This window comes from Salinivibrio socompensis S35 (assembly GCF_000513715.1).
GTDB lineage: Bacteria > Pseudomonadota > Gammaproteobacteria > Enterobacterales > Vibrionaceae > Salinivibrio > Salinivibrio socompensis.
Window position 1 is genome coordinate 27,869 of record NZ_AQOD01000009.1, and the last position, 19,194, is coordinate 47,062.

Annotated in this window: 13 protein-coding genes and 2 pseudogenes; 8 read left to right on the forward strand and 7 right to left on the reverse strand. The window is 48.7% G+C overall.

The annotated features are described in order from the left end of the window. The first annotated feature begins 91 nt into the window (after positions 1-91). Positions 92-571 (forward strand): low molecular weight protein-tyrosine-phosphatase, encoded by a 480-nt coding sequence (locus DZ54_RS0101160; protein WP_025672827.1) that lies wholly within the window; start codon positions 92-94, stop codon positions 569-571. 95 nt (positions 572-666) lie between these two features. Here DZ54_RS0101160 and DZ54_RS0101165 read toward each other — a convergent pair whose 3' ends face one another. Next, positions 667-1,425 (reverse strand): hypothetical protein, encoded by a 759-nt coding sequence (locus DZ54_RS0101165; RefSeq protein WP_025672828.1) that lies wholly within the window; start codon positions 1,423-1,425, stop codon positions 667-669. A 364-nt stretch (positions 1,426-1,789) separates the two neighbouring features. On the opposite strand from DZ54_RS0101165, the pseudogene cysB reads away from it, so the two are divergent. The 3 genes and pseudogenes from cysB to DZ54_RS17960 all read left to right on the forward strand — a co-directional run bounded on the left by cysB (position 1,790) and on the right by DZ54_RS17960 (position 4,932). Beyond that, positions 1,790-2,764: pseudogene (gene cysB / locus DZ54_RS17955) on the forward strand (HTH-type transcriptional regulator CysB). Positions 2,765-2,835: 71 nt separating this feature from the next. Beyond that, positions 2,836-4,071, forward strand: a complete 1,236-nt coding sequence (locus DZ54_RS0101175; RefSeq protein WP_025672829.1) for a methyltransferase — start codon at positions 2,836-2,838, stop codon at positions 4,069-4,071. 225 nt (positions 4,072-4,296) lie between these two features. After that, a complete protein-coding gene (locus DZ54_RS17960) occupies positions 4,297-4,932 on the forward strand; it encodes a sulfite exporter TauE/SafE family protein (RefSeq protein ID WP_338057017.1) in 636 nt (211 codons plus the stop codon). 60 nt (positions 4,933-4,992) lie between these two features. Here DZ54_RS17960 and tyrP read toward each other — a convergent pair whose 3' ends face one another. Further along, positions 4,993-6,165: a tyrosine transporter TyrP gene (tyrP, locus tag DZ54_RS0101185; RefSeq protein ID WP_025672830.1), complete on the reverse strand. Its 1,173-nt coding sequence runs from the start codon at positions 6,163-6,165 to the stop codon at positions 4,993-4,995. A 225-nt stretch (positions 6,166-6,390) separates the two neighbouring features. Here tyrP and DZ54_RS0101190 point away from each other — a divergent pair, with 225 nt between their 5' ends. Then, complete coding sequence (locus tag DZ54_RS0101190; RefSeq protein WP_240473882.1) at positions 6,391-7,644, forward strand: CinA family nicotinamide mononucleotide deamidase-related protein; 1,254 nt, start codon at positions 6,391-6,393, stop codon at positions 7,642-7,644. Between the two features lie 104 nt (positions 7,645-7,748). Here the strand turns inward: DZ54_RS0101190 and yfaE are convergent, their stop codons facing one another. The 5 genes from yfaE to ubiG all read right to left on the reverse strand — a co-directional run bounded on the left by yfaE (position 7,749) and on the right by ubiG (position 13,299). Continuing rightward, a complete protein-coding gene (yfaE, locus tag DZ54_RS0101195) occupies positions 7,749-8,039 on the reverse strand; it encodes a class I ribonucleotide reductase maintenance protein YfaE (RefSeq protein WP_025672832.1) in 291 nt (96 codons plus the stop codon). Continuing rightward, entirely contained in the window at positions 8,036-9,169 is a 1,134-nt protein-coding gene (gene nrdB, locus DZ54_RS0101200) for a class Ia ribonucleoside-diphosphate reductase subunit beta (protein ID WP_025672833.1), read from the reverse strand. Before nrdB ends, yfaE begins: the two co-directional genes overlap by 4 nt. A gap of 50 nt (positions 9,170-9,219) precedes the next feature. Beyond that, entirely contained in the window at positions 9,220-11,508 is a 2,289-nt protein-coding gene (gene nrdA / locus DZ54_RS0101205; RefSeq protein ID WP_025672834.1) for a class 1a ribonucleoside-diphosphate reductase subunit alpha, read from the reverse strand. Positions 11,509-11,903: 395 nt separating this feature from the next. Further along, positions 11,904-12,560, reverse strand: coding sequence for a phosphoglycolate phosphatase (gph, locus tag DZ54_RS0101210; RefSeq protein WP_025672835.1), 657 nt, complete (start codon positions 12,558-12,560; stop codon positions 11,904-11,906). Between the two features lie 28 nt (positions 12,561-12,588). Then, on the reverse strand, positions 12,589-13,299 hold the full coding sequence (ubiG, locus tag DZ54_RS0101215) for a bifunctional 2-polyprenyl-6-hydroxyphenol methylase/3-demethylubiquinol 3-O-methyltransferase UbiG (RefSeq protein ID WP_025672836.1): 711 nt from the start codon (positions 13,297-13,299) through the stop codon (positions 12,589-12,591). Positions 13,300-13,610: 311 nt separating this feature from the next. On the opposite strand from ubiG, the pseudogene gyrA reads away from it, so the two are divergent. The 3 genes and pseudogenes from gyrA to aroA all read left to right on the forward strand — a co-directional run bounded on the left by gyrA (position 13,611) and on the right by aroA (position 19,089). Beyond that, positions 13,611-16,294: pseudogene (gene gyrA, locus DZ54_RS17965) on the forward strand (DNA topoisomerase (ATP-hydrolyzing) subunit A). A 271-nt stretch (positions 16,295-16,565) separates the two neighbouring features. Then, positions 16,566-17,648 carry a 3-phosphoserine/phosphohydroxythreonine transaminase gene (gene serC, locus DZ54_RS0101225; protein WP_025672837.1) on the forward strand — a complete coding sequence of 361 codons (1,083 nt, stop codon included), beginning with the start codon at positions 16,566-16,568 and terminating at the stop codon, positions 17,646-17,648. Positions 17,649-17,808: 160 nt separating this feature from the next. Beyond that, on the forward strand, positions 17,809-19,089 hold the full coding sequence (gene aroA, locus DZ54_RS0101230) for a 3-phosphoshikimate 1-carboxyvinyltransferase (protein ID WP_025672838.1): 1,281 nt from the start codon (positions 17,809-17,811) through the stop codon (positions 19,087-19,089). The last annotated feature ends 105 nt before the right edge of the window (positions 19,090-19,194 follow it).

A 19,194-nucleotide genomic window follows, 5' to 3' on the forward strand; every position in this document is an offset into this window, starting at 1 on the left:
ATAACAACGCAAAGGCGAGCAGATTGAAGCCACTAGGCATCGGAGTAGCGACTTGATAAAATAAGACTTCACGGATAAGGAGCGTCTATCGATGACAAACCAAAGAAATGTGCCGAGTATATTGGTTGTCTGTTTGGGCAATATTTGTCGTTCACCGACGGCAGAAGCAGTGCTGCGGGCCCGTGCTAATGCGAGAGGAATGACGGTGCATATCGATTCAGCGGGAACTGCCGGTTATCACGAGGGAAGCGCGCCCGACAAACGAAGCCAAAAAGCGGGTCAAGCAAGAGGCTACTCCTTCGCGGGCATTCGCGCGCGTCAGGTGCGTCAGGAAGATTTTATATGTCATGATATGATTTTGGCGGCTGACGACAGTAATTTGGCAGACTTAAAAGCACAGTGCCCAGAAAGCGAGAAAGATAAACTGTCTTTGTTTTTAAGTTGGGGCAAGTATACGGGTGGGCCCATCCCAGATCCTTACTATGGTGGCGACGATGGTTTTGAGCATGTGCTTGACTTGCTAGAGCAGGCCGCCGATGGCGTATTGGACCATATCGCCAGTCGGTTATAGTTTTCTAGCCAGTTATAGTTTTAGGGTGCTTGATGGTGAACAAACGAAAAAGGCGCCCTCAAGCGCCTTTTAAAATCTTTATTTTGTGCCAGTCACTACCACTTCTTCTTCGGGGCAAACAGCTCGTCCAGTTCACTTTTCTCTTCTGCCTGCTCAGACTGTAATTTCTCATGTCCCGTATTAAGAGTCTGAGTAATGTCACCGTGCATTTTTTCTAAATGCTTTTTCATTTCCATCGAGTATTCATCCGTTTTCGGGCTGACCACATCGATGGCTTTTTTCAGCAATTGCTGCGCGGTACCCATTTGGCCTTTATTCTTGGCATCATTAGCCCGTTTAATCACGTTTTCAATATTGATCTTGAGCTGCATTTGCTCTAACCGCGCGTTTTCCGCTACAAATGCTTGTGTAGCTAGTCGCCCTTTTGAGTGTTCGGCTTTGACCACTGAGCGTAAGCGTTTCACCAACTTAAGCATTGATATGGCCTGTCGATCGTTATCAGGCACCTTAAACGATGTTGACTCTCGGTTGGAATAGCTTTGTTTGATCTGATCGATCTGCGTTTGAGTCGCATTAATCCGTTGTTTGATTGACTTATCAGAATCGTCAATTTCGTACATGGCTTTTAAAGAATCGAGAATTTTTTTATTCAAGCAAGCCAGTAACGTCCCACTGTAAGGGAGGTTATGCGCATTACCAATCAGCTCTTCAGTCGCATCGATGACTGCGATGTGCTTCGCCATCTCTTGACGTTTGTGAGACTCGATTTGCTTTCGTTGTTGAGCCAATATGTTGTAGCCGACAATCAGGCCGAGCAATATGACACAAAGGCCAGCTATCAAGGCAATATTCATAATTTAGCGTCGATGTTCCTTGCAATAAACTCAACTGGTTAAGATACACCATCTCGACTGACAGAGATAGCATCAATCGAAGAGTGAAAGCAGCATGAGTGATCCGCCTCTAACTCTGAACATTGCGGCCTCGTCTAATGCGCCTCTATGAGTGTGGTTCATGATCTCGCGATCTGCGATAAAGTGATTGCAATAATATGATATTTGCGATCGCGTCGGTCATAATGACAGAGAAATTGCTTAGTGAATGTGCAATCGCTAACGTTTATATAACCAAAGCCTATTAAATGGTCGAGTTTGGGTATATAAATAAACGATATAAACCATGCTGCCACTTAATCCATGAGGCTTACGCGTCTGCACTATGAAATTACAACAGCTTAGATATATCGTTGAAGTCGTTAACCACAACCTTAACGTGTCTGCGACAGCAGAGAGTCTGTATACCTCTCAGCCAGGGATCAGCAAACAAGTCAGGCTGTTAGAAGATGAGCTAGGCGTACAAATATTCGAAAGAAGTGGTAAGCATTTAACCCAAGTAACGCCAGCTGGTGAGGCGATTGTTGAGATCTCGCAAAGTATCTTATCACGGGTAGAGAGCATCAAAGCGGTCGCAAGTGAGCACACCCACCCTGAAATGGGCAATCTCAATATATCGACCACCCATACGCAAGCTCGCTATGCCTTGCCGGACGTGATCAAAGCTTTTACCAAGCGGTATCCGAAAGTTTCCTTGCACATGCACCAAGGCACACCCACGCAAATATCAAGCTCAGTCGCAAAGGGGTCCTCAGACTTTGCCATTGCGACCGAAGCCTTTCATCTCTATGAAGACTTGGTGATGTTGCCTTGCTACCACTGGAACCGCTCGATTATTGTGACGCCTGATCATCCTTAGCGCAAAAAACGCAACCTTACCATTGAGGATCTCGCCGCGTATTCGCTGGTCACTTATGTGTTTGGCTTTACTGGTCGCTCCGAGCTAGACGAGGCGTTCCATCGCGCGAACCTCACACCGAAAATTGTGTTCACAGCAACCGATGCGGATGTGATTAAAACCTATGTGAAATTAGGTCTTGGAGTGGGGGTGATTGCGAGTATGGCCATGGACAGCCAAGCGGATTCAGATTTGGTGGCTATCGATGCGAGCCATATTTTCGGTGCGAGCACCACCAAAATAGGCTTCCGTAAAGGAACGTTCCTCCGTAGTTACATGTATGACTTTATTGAGCGTTTTGCTCCGCATTTGACCCGAAACGTGATTGATCAAGCGGTCGCGCTGCGCACCAATGAAGAAATTGACGCCATGTTCAAGGACATTCCGCTCCCAGTTCGATAAACTGCCTTAAACGACGAGGCTGCTGATGCAGCCTTTTTTGATCACGCATTCATCAACACTTTCATTTAATCATGTCACCTTTATCGTTCAGCGACCAATTTAACCAGTTGACCTCTCTGTTGGTACAGCATCAAAACCTGTGGCGACCGATGCCGATGGCGCATACTCAGCTGCCTTGGCAAGACGAAGCGCCGCTTTGCCAATGGCTAGCAACGCTGGATAACACAGAGCTTGCGGCCTTAAACGCGGATCCAGGCGCGGCGATAAAAAAGTTAGCGACCTGGTGGCCGACTCTGAACGCGTTACCGACGTTGACCTCGGTGCCGGTTGCTGAACATGCTGACATTGAGATAGACGCGCGTTTGAGTGTCGGCGTACCGGGGCGAAAATGGGCACAAATTCAAGCATATTTAGAGGCAATGCCGCAAACGGACGAGACCACGTGCTATTTAGAGTGGTGTGCGGGAAAAGGGTACCTTGGGCGTGGTGTCGCGGCGATAACCGGTAAATCGGTAGAAAGCGTAGAATGGCAATCGGCACTGTGCGAACAGGGACAAACGTTTGCCAATCAAAAAGCGCTCCCGATGCGGTTTTACTCGTTAGATGCAATGGGTGACGCGGCAACGTCAGTCATGGCCGGTTGTGATCACGGGCTGGCGTTGCACGCGTGTGGAGACTTACACGTACAGCTTCTCCAAAAGGCGGTCGTAACGGGGATGCGTGCATTAACGGTGTCACCCTGTTGTTATCAGTTAATTCGAGGAGAAATATATCAACCGTTATCTGTGGAAGCACAGGGATCGGCTCTGACGCTTTCAAAAGCCGATTTAAAGCTCGCGGTGCAAGAATCCGTTACTGGTGGGCAGCGGGTGCGTCGTCAACGAGAGCAGGAAGTCACCTATCGGTTAGGCTTTGATGAATGGCAACGTGACGTGCAACAGTCGGAACGCTATTTACCGCTGCCAGCACTAAAAAAATCACAGCTGAGCCAAGGGTTCACCGCCTTTTGTCGTTGGGGAGCCGCGCAAAAAGGGCTCACGCTACCAGATGATTTTGACCAGACTTATTACCTCGCTCGCGGTGAGGCAAGGTTTGTTGTACTAGAGCAAATTAATGTGATTAAAAGTGCATTTCGGCGAGCCATGGAGCTATGGTTAGTGCTTGATCGTGTCTTATACCTTCAACAACATGGCTATCGTGTCACCCTTACTCAGTTCTGTGAGCGCGAACTCACGCCCCGCAATCTGCTCATTCATGCAGAGCGTCTTCACGGCGACCGTCTTCACGCCGAAAAAGAAACGGCTTAGCGCTATTCAAGCACAAATATAATGTGTTACGTCTGGTTGACAATAGCCAACGTGCTTATGCCGGATGACACTCGCTGTCGCGACTGAAAATCGTTACACTGGTGATAAATAGTTTAATGTAAAGAAACTTTATTATGCCAGATCTCGGTGTGTCGATTGCAGTGGCGCTGATCTTAGGATTGGGGTGCTTTGTGCAGAGTTTGGTTGGCTTTGGGATGGCCATTGGTGGCGGCGCCACTTTTATTGATGATTGATCCTAAACTGGTGCCAACGACGATTTCGATGGTAGGGCTAACATTAGCGAGTATTAATGCTTGGCAGTATCGTCATCAGCTTTCTTTTCGAGATTTGAGTTGGGCGTACTTCGGCCGAGTGCCGGGCACCGCGGTTGCAGGCGTGATTATGCTGGTGGTCACCACCCAAATGCTGGAAATAATTATAGGCGCTGCCGTTTTACTCGCTGTTTTTGCCAGTGTGATGCGTTTTAACATTACCCCCAACCGGCGTAATTTTTTTATTGCTGGGTTCACGTCGGGTGTTATGGGAACAACCACCAGCATCGGTGGTCCGCCGATGGCGCTTGTGTTACAGCATGCTGAGGTCAATAAAATGCGCGCCTGTTTGGCAGGCTACTTTGTGGTTAGCTGCATTTTATCGTTAATTGCGTTGAGCGCGACCGATTACTTAACCTGGTGGCATGTCAAACAAGCGGCATTTGCTGTTCCTGCCGTATTGCTGGCCACTTGGTTGGCTTATCGTGTCGCGCCACATATTAAACCGCAATTTGTCCGTCGAGCGATGCTATTACTCTGTACGTTGGCGGGAGTGAGCACATTAGCGCGCGGGCTAATCGGGGCATAAGGCTCGGCCCCCCATAACGGGAGGCGAGCAATGGTATGAAAGGAAAGACAAGCTTCGGTGTTATCCGATAAATTGTGCCGCGACAACTGTGATACCGCCGACCATTGCCAAGCTCAAGCCGATATTGCCGCCAATGACTTGATAATGTTGGTCGGTTGAGACCGTCTTGCGTGCCTTACGCACCATCAAAACTGGGAGCACGACGGCAAGAATCACCAGTGCGACCGCGGCGTACCCCAGCGCCGTGATAAAGCCTTGCGGATAATACAAAGCAAAGACCAAAGGCGGGAGATAGGTGATAGCCGCCGTTTGCAAGCGACCACGCATACTATCTTGGCGGTTAAAGCTGTCTGAGATAAAGTCAAATAAGCCTAGACTGACACCGAGAAATGAGGTGGCGAGCGCTAAATCGGCGAACAGTGAGATGCTTGAGGCGATATAATCTTGCTGAACCACAGATTGAATGATTGCCACAAACTGAGACAACTCACCGTTTTGTACTAAGGTGGACTGTGCCACCGTCCCTAGGCTTGCCACTTGCCAAAAGATATACAACGCCAACGGAAGAGTTGAGCCGACAATCATGACCTTTCTCAGAGAAGGCAAGTCAATTCCGACGTAGCGCACAATAGAAGGAATACTACCGTGAAAGCCAAAAGAGGTGAAAATCACTGGCAAAGCGGCCACCAGCAACCCACGTTCCATCGGCATTTCGACTAAGTTGATGCTAGATACATGAGGCGTCAGCAGGGTTAAGGCCAAAATTAAAAATAATACCTTAATGGTGAATAACCCTCGGTTAATCAAATCGACCTTACTGGTGCCTAATGTCACTACAAGACCGAAAACCAGTGTGAATAAGACCGCCCCCGCCGCAGGTGGCAATTCAATAGTTGACCATTGCGCAAGCTTTTCATTTAATTGGCTTCCGCCACCTGCAATGTATGCGGCACACAGGGAATAGAACAAGAAGAGCATTGCAAACGAGGCTACCCATTTCCCTTTTTCACCAAGAAATTGTTTTGCCAAACTGTGCAACGTCGCGTCTGCTTCCGCGTATTGGTGTACTTCTAACATCAGTAACGCGGTGTAGGTCATTAATGCCCACATTGCCCCCATGAGTGCCATTGATGCACCAAACCCGATGCCTGCAGAGGCGAGGGGCAATGCCAGCATTCCGGCGCCGATTGTTGTGCCCGCAATAATGAGCGAACTTCCGAGTACTTTATTCATATTATGTTTAGCCAATGTTAATAAAAAGTTAATTATTGTGTTCGCACAAAAGATAACGTGAATTTATTCGTATTGTGCATTGTCTATGCAGATAAAAAAACGGGCGTGTGTAATGATACAGGTACGATGGTGTAATTTAAAGTGTACGGTTAAGGCGGGGTAGTGCATTGTGTCGTCTAATGTCATAATCATGGTCGGATGATCGCGACAAAAAGGAGCGGCAAGGTGGACAAACAACAACATGAAGCCCCATTGCCTAGGATCGCAATGCTCTCGACAGGTGAAGAGGTATTGCTGGGGGATATTACGGACACCAACGCAGCTTGGCTTTCTAGGGTGTTATTCGAAAGTGGGCTAGCAATGTCTCGTCGTGTGACCATCGGCGATGAACTGGATGATATGGCGATTGAGCTCGTGCGCCTGTCACAGACGGAAGACGTTGTGATTGTAAATGGCGGGTTAGGGCCCACTACGGATGATTTAACCACGGCAGCCATGGCGGCAGCGATGGGGGTAGAGTTAACCCTTAACGAAGCGTGGTTAGATGAGTTAAAACAGCGATTTGAGCGCCGAGGTCGACCAATGGCACAAAGTAACCTCAAGCAGGCAATGCTGCCAGAAGGCGCAAGATTGATCGATAACCCTAAAGGGACCGCCTGTGGCTTCCACTGCGAGCTCAACGGATGTCACTTTTACTTTACGCCTGGAGTGCCTTCTGAGTTTTTCGCGATGGTTGAACAGCAAATTCTCCCTGAGTTGTTACATAGTTACCCTGCTAAAGCGCGATTATGTTACCGTTTTTTTACATTTGGTTTGTCAGAGTCGGGGATCAGCGATGTGATGGCATCGTTAGTGCTTCCCGAAAACGCGACATTAGGATATCGCTCCAGTTTGCCGTTTATTGAAGTCAAACTGTTTATCGAAGCGGATCATATTGAGAAAGATACAGTACTGGACGCATTACGGCATCGCCTTGCTGACTATGTTGTCTCTTTCGCTGAGCCGATGACGGCGGCATTGGCCGCTGATATCAATCGTCACGGGGCGGTGTTGAAGGTCGCAGAACAATTCACAGGAGGTTGGCTGGCGAGCACATTAAATGGTCAGGCGGCACATTTGGTTGAGCAAGGCTGGGTGATGTCGAATGCGCATGTGCCCGAGCAAGCGGTGGCTAACCCCTTGGCAGCGTCATTAGCGATGGCAAGCGCGACAATCACGCCAGGACAGAGTCAAATTGGACTGGCCTGTGGACCGGAGCTTCATGGTCAAATATGTGTGGCAATTTCTACTCCAAAGGGAGAGTGGGGGCAGCGGCTTAGCTTCAAACGCCACCTATCAAATGACGATGCACGCTGTTATATGGCAACAGTTTTATTAGACATGTTACGTCGTTATCTCAGTGGCGACACTGTGATTGCTGATTATGCGTCTCTGTTTCGCCATGACGACATTTTTATTGATGCACAGACGCTAGAGTAATGATATTCATTAGAGTACGAATCGCCAAGACACAAAGCGAACGGTTGGATAAGACTAGGCGCTGAGCTAAATAGGAAAATACGCCACGAGGCAGTGACAGTGGGTCACGCCTCGTTCACTTGTTTTTTAACGGTTGCAGGTTGGTAGTCAAAGGTAATCGAAATGTCCGTTTGCGGGGCACTTTGACAGGCAAGGATCTCTCCGGGCATCACGAAAGCCATGACGTCACTTTGGGTGACTGAGCCATGATTGAGCTTGCAGCGGCACGCGCCACATAGACCACTACGGCACTGATATTCAGGCTGAACGCTCGCACTTTCGAGTTGTTCAAGCAAGTTTTGGTGGGTGTTGCCACCCACCTCTAAGCCGTTCACTTCGATGGTGATACGAGTCATAGCTCAAAATCACCGAAGTCTTCAACACTCACTTCATTATCGATCTGCCCAACCAGGTAAGAGCTGATTTCCGCTTCTTGTGGGGCAACTTGTACGTTATCCGATGACAACCATGCATTAATCCAAGGAATAGGATTTTGTGTTGCATCGTCGTACGCGGGGGCGAGGCCAACGGCGGACATACGTAGGTTGGTAATGTATTCCACGTACTGACACAAGATGTCTTTGTTCAAACCAATCATGGAGCCGTCACGGAACAGATACTCGGCCCAATCTTTCTCTTGCTCGGCCGCTTTTTTGAATAAATCAAAGCATTCTTGCTCGCACTCTTTCGCGATCTTGGCCATTTCGGGGTCGTCTTGACCACTGCGCAGAATATTGAGCATATGTTGGGTGCCGGTCAGGTGCAGGGCTTCGTCACGCGCGATAAACTTAATGATCTTGGCGTTACCCTCCATTAATTCGCGCTCGGCAAAAGCAAACGAACAGGCGAAGCTCACATAGAAGCGAATGGCTTCCAGTGCATTCACCGACATCAAGCACAAATACAACTGGCGTTTTAACGCACGCAAGCTCACGGTGACGGTATGACCGTTAATGGTGTGTGTCCCTTCACCGAGCTGATGATAATAGTTGCTCAGTTGGATGAGATCATCGTAATACTGAGCAATATCTTCGGCACGCTTTTGAATGTGCTCATTCATGACGATGTCATCAAATACAATCGCTGGATCGGCGACAATATTACGAATGATATGTGTATAAGAGCGCGAATGGATAGTCTCGGAGAAGCTCCACGTTTCAATCCAAGTCTCTAACTCGGGAATGGATATCAGTGGTAGCAATGCCACATTCGGACTACGTCCTTGGATAGAATCCAACAACGTTTGGTACTTCAAGTTACTGATGAAAATATGCTTTTCATGCTCAGGTAGCTTGTTGTAGTCAATACGATCGCTTGACACGTCCACTTCTTCTGGGCGCCAAAAGAACGACAACTGCTTTTCGATCAGCTTTTCAAAAATTTCGTATTTTTGCTGATCATAACGGGCAACGTTGACTGACTGGCCCAAGAACATGGGTTCTTTAAGCGGGTCGTTGTTGATTTTAGAAAACGTACTGTAAGCCATGAATCTTATTAACCTCTAGAAAAGGGCCCCGGGGCCCTTCGCATATTGTGTTAGATCTTACATGCACCGCCGGCACAATCATCATCGGCAGCTTGTGCGGCGCTTGACTCGGGTTGACCGTCCGTCGCGCCATCACGCGTGTTGTGATAGTACAGGGTTTTTACCCCCAATTTATAAGCTGTGAGCAGATCTTTAAGCAGCTGGTTCATAGGAACTTTACCGCTTGCATGTCGGCTCGGATCATAATTGGTGTTGGCAGAAATCGCTTGGTCAACGAATTTTTGCATGATACCCACTAACTGTAAGTAACCCTCATTACTACCAATGTTCCAAAGTAGTTCGTAGTTATCTTTATATTTGTGGTACTCCGGCACCACCTGCTTCAAGATGCCGTCTTTCGATGCTTTGACCGAGACAAAACCACGAGGTGGTTCAATGCCATTGGTCGCATTTGAGATTTGCGAAGAAGTCTCTGATGGCATGAGCGCTGTCAGGGTCGAGTTACGCAACCCATGGGTCTGAATATCTTTACGTAGCGTTTCCCAATCCAGATGAAGCGGCTCGTCGCAAATCGCATCCAAATCTTTTTTATACGTATCAATAGGGAGAATGCCCTGTGCATACGTGGTTTCGTTAAAGGCTGGACACGCGCCTTTCTCTTTGGCCAATTCCACCGATGCGCGTAGCAGATGGTACTGAATCGCTTCGAACGTGCGGTGGGTAAGACCGTTGGCACTGCCATCAGAGTAACGTACGCCATGCTTCGCAAGATGGTACGCGAAGTTAATCACCCCAACGCCGAGCGTACGGCGGTTCATGGTCGCTTTACGCGCCGCGGGCAATGGATAATCTTGATAATCCAACAAGGCATCCAGCGCACGAATCGTCAATTCAGCCAGCTCACCCAACTCATCGAGTGATTCAAGCGCACCCAGGTTAAAGGCAGAAAGGGTGCACAGTGCAATTTCACCGTTCTCGTCTTCAACATTACTTAATGGTTTGGTCGGCAGTGCAATTTCTAGACACAGGTTGGACTGACGAATCGGTGCCACAGACGGATCAAATGGACTGTGCGTATTACAATGATCCACATTTTGGATGTAGATACGGCCTGTTGATGCACGTTCTTGCATCATGAGAGAGAACAAGTCAACCGCCTTAACGGTCTCGCGCTGGATTGATTCGTCTGCTTCATACTGGGTATACAGACGTTCAAATTCTTCTTGGTTTTCAAAGAAGGCGTCATATAACCCAGGCACATCTGATGGTGAGAACAACGAAATGTTGCCACCTTTAAGCAAGCGTGTGTACATCAGCTTGTTAATTTGCACCCCGTAGTCCATATGGCGGACGCGGTTCTCTTCTACGCCTCGGTTATTCTTCAATACCAGTAGCGATTCTACTTCACGGTGCCACATTGGGTAGAATAAGGTGGCTGCACCACCACGTACGCCACCTTGAGAGCAACACTTCACCGCGGTTTGGAAATACTTGTAAAAAGGAATACAACCGGTGTGGAAGGCTTCGCCACCACGAATAGGGCTACCCAGTGCGCGAATACGGCCCGCATTGATGCCAATCCCTGCGCGCTGTGACACGTAGCGAACAATAGCGCTAGACGTCGCATTGATTGAATCTAAACTGTCGTCACACTCAATCAGCACGCATGAGCTAAACTGGCGCGTTGGTGTCCGCACCCCTGACATGATCGGCGTTGGTAGCGAAATTTTAAATTGCGAAGCCGCATTATAGAAACGACGGATATAGTCAAGGCGCGTTTCTTTGGGATAAGAGGCAAACAAACAGGCCGCCACCATCATATATAAAAACTGCGCGCTCTCGTAAATCTCACCGGTGACACGGTTTTGAACCAGGTATTTACCTTCAAGCTGTTTAACGGCTGCATAAGAGAAGTTCATATCACGCCAGTGATCGAGATAACCATCTAGGGTCTCGAGCTCTTCGACACTGTAATCTTCCAAAATATGTTTATCATATTTGCCTTTCTCAACCATGTTTTTTACATGATCAACCAGCTTAGGTGGCTCGAATTGGCCATAGGCTTTTTTACGTAAATGGAAGACCGCCAAACGTGCCGCGAGATATTGATAATCCGGGCTTTCTTCAGAGATCAGGTCGGCAGCGGCTTTGATGATTGTCTCATGGATATCTTCAGTGCGCATGCCATCGTAAAACTGGATGTGAGAGCGCATCTCAACCAGAGAAACGGAAACGTTTGAGAGGCCTTCGGCAGCCCAAGTCACAACGCGATGGATCTTGTCAAGGTTCAACTTTTCTTTGCGTCCATCACGCTTTAATACGGTAATTTCTTGGTTCATTTGTATGCTTTCCCAATATTTCCTTGCCAAACTGCTCTTTTTCGCAAGTTTTATAAAATGCTGATGATTTTTTGGTCGGCCTCTATGCGGACGTGGCGTCGTTCATACACTATATATAGGGGTCGGCGTGTAAGTCGATTACAAGATAGTGATATAGACTTGCTTTTGCAAGCCAATCTGATTGCCCTAGGGTGTGGATATCTTGGGGATGTTATCCCTCAAGTTAGTAATTACCAACCTACTGGCGCAAGGCCGCCAAGATTAATGAAAATTTCAATCACTGGAAGGCAAAAATCGGCAATAAAAAAAATTTATTTTGATTGATCTTAGCGATGAACGGTGATCGGTTTTAACTGATTGAAAAGCCAGCAAACCCCACAAAATGTGGGGTGTGACTAGGATCCAAGAAAGGCACTAAGCTGCGCTGGCGTAGTGAAAATATGATCTGCTTCCCAATTGCTGATCAAAGCCGGATCGCCGATATATCCCCAACCAGCCACCACCGACTGCATGTTCGCTGCACGAGCCGCCAAGGTATCGTTTTCGATATCTCCGACGTAGAAGCAACGCTCTGGTGCACAATTGAGCGTTTTGGCGGCTTCTAACAGTGGCAGAGGGTGAGGCTTAGCATGGGCATAGGTATCTGCCCCCACAATCACTTGCGCCGCTTGCAGGCGTGGGAAATGGGCGAGTAACTGATGGGTCAGCCCCTCAGGCTTATTGGTGACAATGCCCCAGCATATTTTTAACCGCGACAACCTATCTAACAGTGCCTCTATACCATCATACACTTGCGTCCCTTGGCATATGGCTTGGCCGTAATGGTAAAGAAAGCGCGCACGAAGAGCGATGGGATCTTGGAATTTAGCTTGCTTGCCAAATCCGGCTGTGAGTAAGCCTCGGGCCCCAAAACTGGTGTGGGTGTATATTTGCTCACGCGTCAAAGGCGGCAGGTCAAATTCGGCCAGGACACGATTCGCTGCCTCACCCATATCGGGTGCGGTATCAAGCAGGGTGCCATCAAGATCAAAGAGGACGGTCGACGGAGTCATGCCAGCTTGTTTCCTTTTCTTCGGTCGGTTAGGGAGCCTGAGTGTGAACGAGATAATTCACATCGACATTGGTGTTTGACAGCTTATAGGTGTCGAAAAGCGGGTTATAGTGCAACCCAGTCATATCGTTGGCATTGAGGGCGGTGCTATCAATCATCGCCATCAGCTCTGAGGGCCGAATAAATTTATGATGCTCATGAGTGCCTTTTGGGACTAACTTCAGGATATGCTCTGCACCGATGATCGCAAAGAGCCAGGATTTTGTATTACGATTTAAGGTGGAGAAAAAGACATGACCGCCAGGTTTAACCATTTGGGCACAGGCGTGAATGACAGACGCTGGTTCAGGCACATGCTCAAGCATCTCCATGCACGTCACCACGTCATACTGTTGGCAAAAGCTGCTTGCATGCTCCTCGGCCGTTGATTGGATGTATTGCACATCAACGCCGGCTTCGAGCGCGTGGAGCCGGGCAACGGTGAGTGGTTCTTTACCCATATCTAATCCGGTAACCTCGGCGCCTTCTTGCGCCATGCTCTCTGCTAAAATCCCGCCACCGCATCCGACATCGAGCACCTTCTTACCAAAGAGTCCAGCCGCTTTTTCCATCACATAGTCAAGACGCAGAGGGTTAATTTGGTGTAGAGGTTTGAACTCCCCCTCTAAATCCCACCAACGGGATGCCATGTCTTCAAACTTTTGAATTTCTGCCGGATCGACATTTGATACCTGAGTCATAACTACAGCTTCCTTATCGGTTTTGCTGCATTATAGCGAAATCCAACACGATAAAAAGAAGCCTATCTGTCACGTAGACGTAAGACATCATGCCAACGCGCTCAGACACATTGTGGGCTTTTGTTCGTCAAAATGCATAGCCGAATACGCAAGTGGTGGGTTTTTATCCTTATAGACCTGTTCAGAGCGTCTACTAACGAGATACGTGATACATCTTGACCATATTCACGTGTCTCGTAAGAGGCTTTGTGTTATTCTCCGTGGTCACGTATTTGAATACGCAAACATTATTTTGAAGGGATGTTGGCTCCATGAGCGATCTTGCTAAAGAGATCACGCCAGTCAATATCGAAGAGGAGCTAAAAAGCTCGTACCTCGACTATGCAATGTCCGTCATTGTTGGCCGAGCTCTTCCTGACGTGCGTGATGGCCTAAAGCCAGTACACCGCCGCGTATTATTCGCGATGAACGTACTTGGCAACGACTGGAACAAGCCATATAAGAAATCGGCCCGTGTGGTCGGTGATGTGATCGGTAAGTATCACCCACACGGTGATAGTGCGGTTTACGACACCATTGTGCGAATGGCGCAGTCATTTTCGCTGCGCTACATGTTGGTAGACGGTCAAGGTAACTTCGGTTCTATTGACGGCGATTCTGCGGCGGCAATGCGTTACACCGAAGTGCGCATGGCCAAAATTGCCCATGAACTGCTCGCCGATCTTGATAAAGAAACCGTGGATTACGTGCCTAACTACGATGGCACTGAACAAATCCCGGATGTATTGCCAACGCGCGTACCTAATCTTCTCGTCAACGGCGGGTCGGGGATAGCGGTCGGGATGGCAACCAACATCCCGCCTCACAACTTAACCGAAGTGGTTAATGGTTGTCTGGCTTATATCGATAACGAAGATATTACCATCGACGAGTTGATGGACTATATCCCCGGTCCTGACTTTCCTACCGCGGCAATGATTAATGGTCGTAAAGGGATTGAAGACGCCTACAAAACGGGCCGTGGTAAAATCTACCTACGTTCCAAAGCGGATATCGAAACAGAAAAAATGGTAAAGAGACCATTGTTGTTAACGAGATCCCTTACCAAGTTAACAAAGCGCGTTTGATTGAAAAAATCGCCGAGCTGGTTAAAGACAAAAAAATCGATGGCATTTCCGCGCTACGTGATGAGTCGGATAAAGACGGCATGCGGATTGTTATCGAATGTCGCCGTGACGCGGTTGCCGAAGTGGTGCTGAATAACCTCTACGCGCAAACCCAATTGCAGACCTCGTTTGGTATCAACATGGTGGCGCTGGATAACAATCAGCCGAAGCTTTTCAACCTAAAAGAAATGTTGAAATGCTTCGTGAATCACCGTCGCGAAGTGGTCACACGTCGAACGGTTTACGAATTGCGTAAAGCGCGCGATCGTGCCCATATCCTTGAAGGGCTGGCGGTGGCGCTTGCCAACATCGATGAAGTGATTGAGCTTATTCGTCAAGCGCCGACCCCTGCAGTGGCTAAGCAAAAGCTACAAGACCAAGGCTGGGCTCTCGGTGGCGTATCGGCCATGCTAGAAGCCGTTGGGGGCGAAAATGCTCGCCCAGAGTGGCTCGCGTCAGAATTTGGTGCCCGTGATGATGGTTCTTACTATCTCACCGAGCAACAAGCTCAAGCTATCTTGGATCTGCGTTTGCATAAGCTCACTGGGCTTGAGCACGAAAAGATCTTGGACGAGTACAAAGGCCTTCTAGAGCAAATCGCTGAGCTACTACACATCTTGGCGAGCACTGAGCGCTTGATGGAAGTGATCCGTGAAGAGCTGGAAGCCGTGCGTGATAGCTTTGGTGACAAACGCCTGACCGAAATCACTGCGGCGAGTGCCGACATTGATATCGAAGACTTGATTAACCAAGAAGACGTCGTGGTAACTTGGTCACACGATGGGTACGTCAAGTATCAAGCATTGAGTGACTATGATGCGCAACGCCGTGGTGGTAAAGGTAAGTCCGCAACGCGCATGAAAAATGAAGACTTCATCGAGCGTCTATTGGTGGCCAATACCCATGACACTATCTTGTGCTTCTCCACGCGTGGCCGGATGTACTGGCTCAAGGTTTATCAATTGCCGCACGCGTCACGTAATGCGCGTGGTAAGCCGATTGTTAACTTACTACCGCTTGAAGAAGGTGAACGAATTACCGCGATTCTTCCGGTGCGTGAGTACGAGGAAGATAAATATGTCTTCATGGCAACCGCACACGGCACGGTGAAGAAAACGCCATTGACCGACTTTAGTCGTCCCCGTAGCGCGGGCATCATTGCGGTGAACTTACGTGATAACGATAGCCTAATTGGCGCGCAGCTTACGGATGATAGCAGTGAAGTGATGCTGTTCTCGCAATTCGGTAAAGTTGTACGTTTTGTCGCCTCAAATGACACCGTGCGCGCCATGGGCCGCACCGCTGCAGGGGTTCGAGGTATTCGATTGGCCGAGAACGACCAAGTGGTCTCGCTGATTATCCCTCAAGCAGGCGCTGAGATCTTGACGGTGACCGAAAACGGCTTTGGTAAACGTACCGCTCTGGATGAATATCCGACCAAGAGCCGTGCCACCAAAGGTGTAGTGTCCATCAAAGTCTCCGAACGTAACGGTGATGTCGTCAGTGCCATTCAGGTGTGTGAAGGCGATGAGCTGATGATGATCACCAATGCTGGCACATTGGTACGTACACGCGCCGAAGAAGTGAGCCAAGTGGGTCGAAATACCCAAGGAGTTCGCCTGATCCGCGTGAGCGACGATGAGAAAGTGGTTGGCTTACAGCGCATTGAAGAGCCTGACGAAGCAGAAATCGAAGCCCTCGCGAACGAAGCGGCGGCGACCAATAAGGCAGAAGGTTCCGATGCGTTAGCATCGAGCGATGATGCTTCGTCAACGGTGAGCGATGATCAAGACGACGCGTCAACGCCGGATGATGATCCAAACGCTTAATCGTGACTTTGCTATAAGATTGAAGGGTGCAGTGAACTGCACCCTTTTTTATTGCCTACTAATTAGGTAGCGCTAAAAAATATCAGCGAGAGCCAAGAAATCACGGTGGAATATATCTTGGTGCTTTCAAAATGTATGTGAAACGTGTTAAATCAATCACACGCCTTTTAAAATGAACGGCTTTAAAAACCAGCGTCTTTTTTAAAACAACGAGTTTTCTTACCGTCCAACGGACGCGGGAGATGACAAAAAGCAGGAGCCCCTCCCCAACATGGATAAGGTCTATAACTTTTCAGCTGGCCCGGCGATGCTGCCACGTGAGGTCATGCTTAAAGCGCAAAAAGAACTCATGAACTGGCAAGGCCTTGGCACGTCAGTGATGGAAGTCTCGCATCGCAGTGAGGCATTTTTATCGTTAGCACGCCAATCTGAACAGGATCTTCGTGAATTACTGTTTGTCCCAGAGAATTATCATATTCTGTTTTGCCAAGGTGGCGCGCGTGCACAATTTGCCGCGGTGCCAATGAACCTGATGGGTAATCATACCATTGCAGATTATGTTGATGGTGGCTATTGGGCCGAGAGTGCTGTCAAAGAAGCAAAGCGCTATTGCACGCCGAATGTGATTAATGTTCGACGCGAGCGCGAAGGTCAGCGAGCCATCTCGCCAGCCAAAGACTGGTTGCTCAGTGACGACGCCGCATATGTGCATTTTTGCCCTAATGAAACCATCGACGGCATTGAAATTAACGATTTGCCTGAAACCAATAAGCCGATCGTGGCCGATATGTCATCGACCATCTTGTCACGTCCAATTGATGTGTCTAAATATGGTGTCATATACGCGGGGGCGCAAAAGAACATTGGCCCTGCTGGTCTGACATTGGTGGTTGTGCGTGATGACTTGCTCGGTCTAGCCAAAGAGGTGTTGCCGAGCGTACTCAACTACAAAGTTCTGGCGGATAAAGACTCCATGTTTAACACACCACCGACCTTTGGCTGGTATCTCGCGGCTGAAGTCTTTAAGTGGTTAAAAACACTGGGTGGTATTGAAGCCGTGTATGCCCGCAACCAGCAAAAAGCGGCGTTATTATATGATGCGATTGACCAGTCAAGCTTGTACCGCAACCAGATTCATCCTGACAACCGTTCACTGATGAATGTACCATTTCAACTGGCCAACAGTGATCTGGATGAAACTTTCCTCGCGGAGGCGACCGCACAAGGCTTGCATGCACTAAAAGGGCATCGTGATGTCGGTGGGATGCGTGCGTCTATCTATAATGCGATGCCGCTTGAGGGAGTACAGGCTTTAGTCGACTTTATGGCCGAATTTGAGAAAAAATACGCCTAATCAGGTATAAAACGCCTCGCGCCCCAGCGGCTATGCGCCAATGGGGCGTTGTTGTTTCTACTTCATTTCCTTTATCGACACTTTGATAAAAATAATAATTGTGAGACAGCTTGTATTTTGGTTACTCTGGAGTCACTAAGCATCATGGATATAAACCAGAATGGAGCAACTGACACTTTCCCCCGTTTCTCATGTGAATGGCCAAATTAACCTACCTGGCTCGAAAAGTGTGTCTAACCGCGCATTGCTGCTCGCCGCATTAGCGTCGGGAACGACACGATTGACCAACTTACTTGATAGCGATGATATTCGACATATGCTCAATGCATTTACCGCGTTGGGTGTGCCGTATCAGTTGTCTTCGGATCGCACCGAGTGTGTAGTTGAAGGGCGAGGACAAGCCTTTCAGACAGACACACCGCTTGAATTATTTTTGGGTAATGCCGGTACAGCGATGCGACCTTTGACCGCGGCACTTTGTCTTGGCAAAGGTGAGGTCACCTTGACGGGTGAACCCAGAATGAAAGAACGCCCCATTGGCCACTTAGTCGACGCGCTCAATGCGATTGGCGCTGATGTCCGTTATTTAGAGACCGAGGGTTACCCGCCATTGCACATCAAAGGCACTGGATTAGTCGGTGGTGAAGTTAACATCGATGGTAGTATATCTAGCCAGTTTTTGACTGCACTGCTCATGGCCGCCCCGTTTGCACGGCAAGACACGCGGATTACCATCAAAGGCGACTTAGTCTCGAAACCGTATATTGATATTACGCTTGCTATCATGGCGCAGTTTGGCATTGAGGTGCAAAACGATAACTACCAGCAATTTGTGGTGCCAGCAGGTCAGCGCTATCAATCGCCCGGGCATTTTATGGTCGAAGGTGATGCGTCGTCCGCCTCTTACTTTCTCGCGGCTGCCGCGATCAAAGGCGGTGAAGTCAAAGTAACAGGCATTGGACGAAAAAGTGTGCAAGGTGACATCCAGTTTGCTGATGCACTTGCCGCCATGGGAGCGGAAATAGAGTGGGGCGACGATTACGTTTTAGCGCGTCGGAATACACTCAACGGTGTGGATATGGATTTTAACCACATTCCCGATGCGGCCATGACGATTGGAGTGACTGCCTTATTTGCAAGTGGACCGACCTGGATTCGCAACGTGTATAATTGGCGTGTCAAAGAAACTGATCGACTTTATGCGATGGCAACGGAGTTGAAAAAACTCGGTGCGGTGGTCGAAGAAGGCGAAGATTATCTGTATGTTGAGCCACCTGAGCAACTCAAGCATGCCGCGATTGATACTTATGACGATCACCGCATGGCGATGTGTTTTTCACTGGTGGCGCTCAGTGACACGTCGGTGACGATTAACGATCCGGGCTGTACCTCAAAAACCTTCCCTGATTACTTTGACAAGCTTGCGGCGATCAGTGCTTAAGGGTGAGGCCCAACGTGTTCCTCATTGCTGCTGGTATTGATGCAGCAGCAATGATTTTCTTGCCTATTTCTTCTATACTACCCCTCGAATTATTGAACCGCCCGT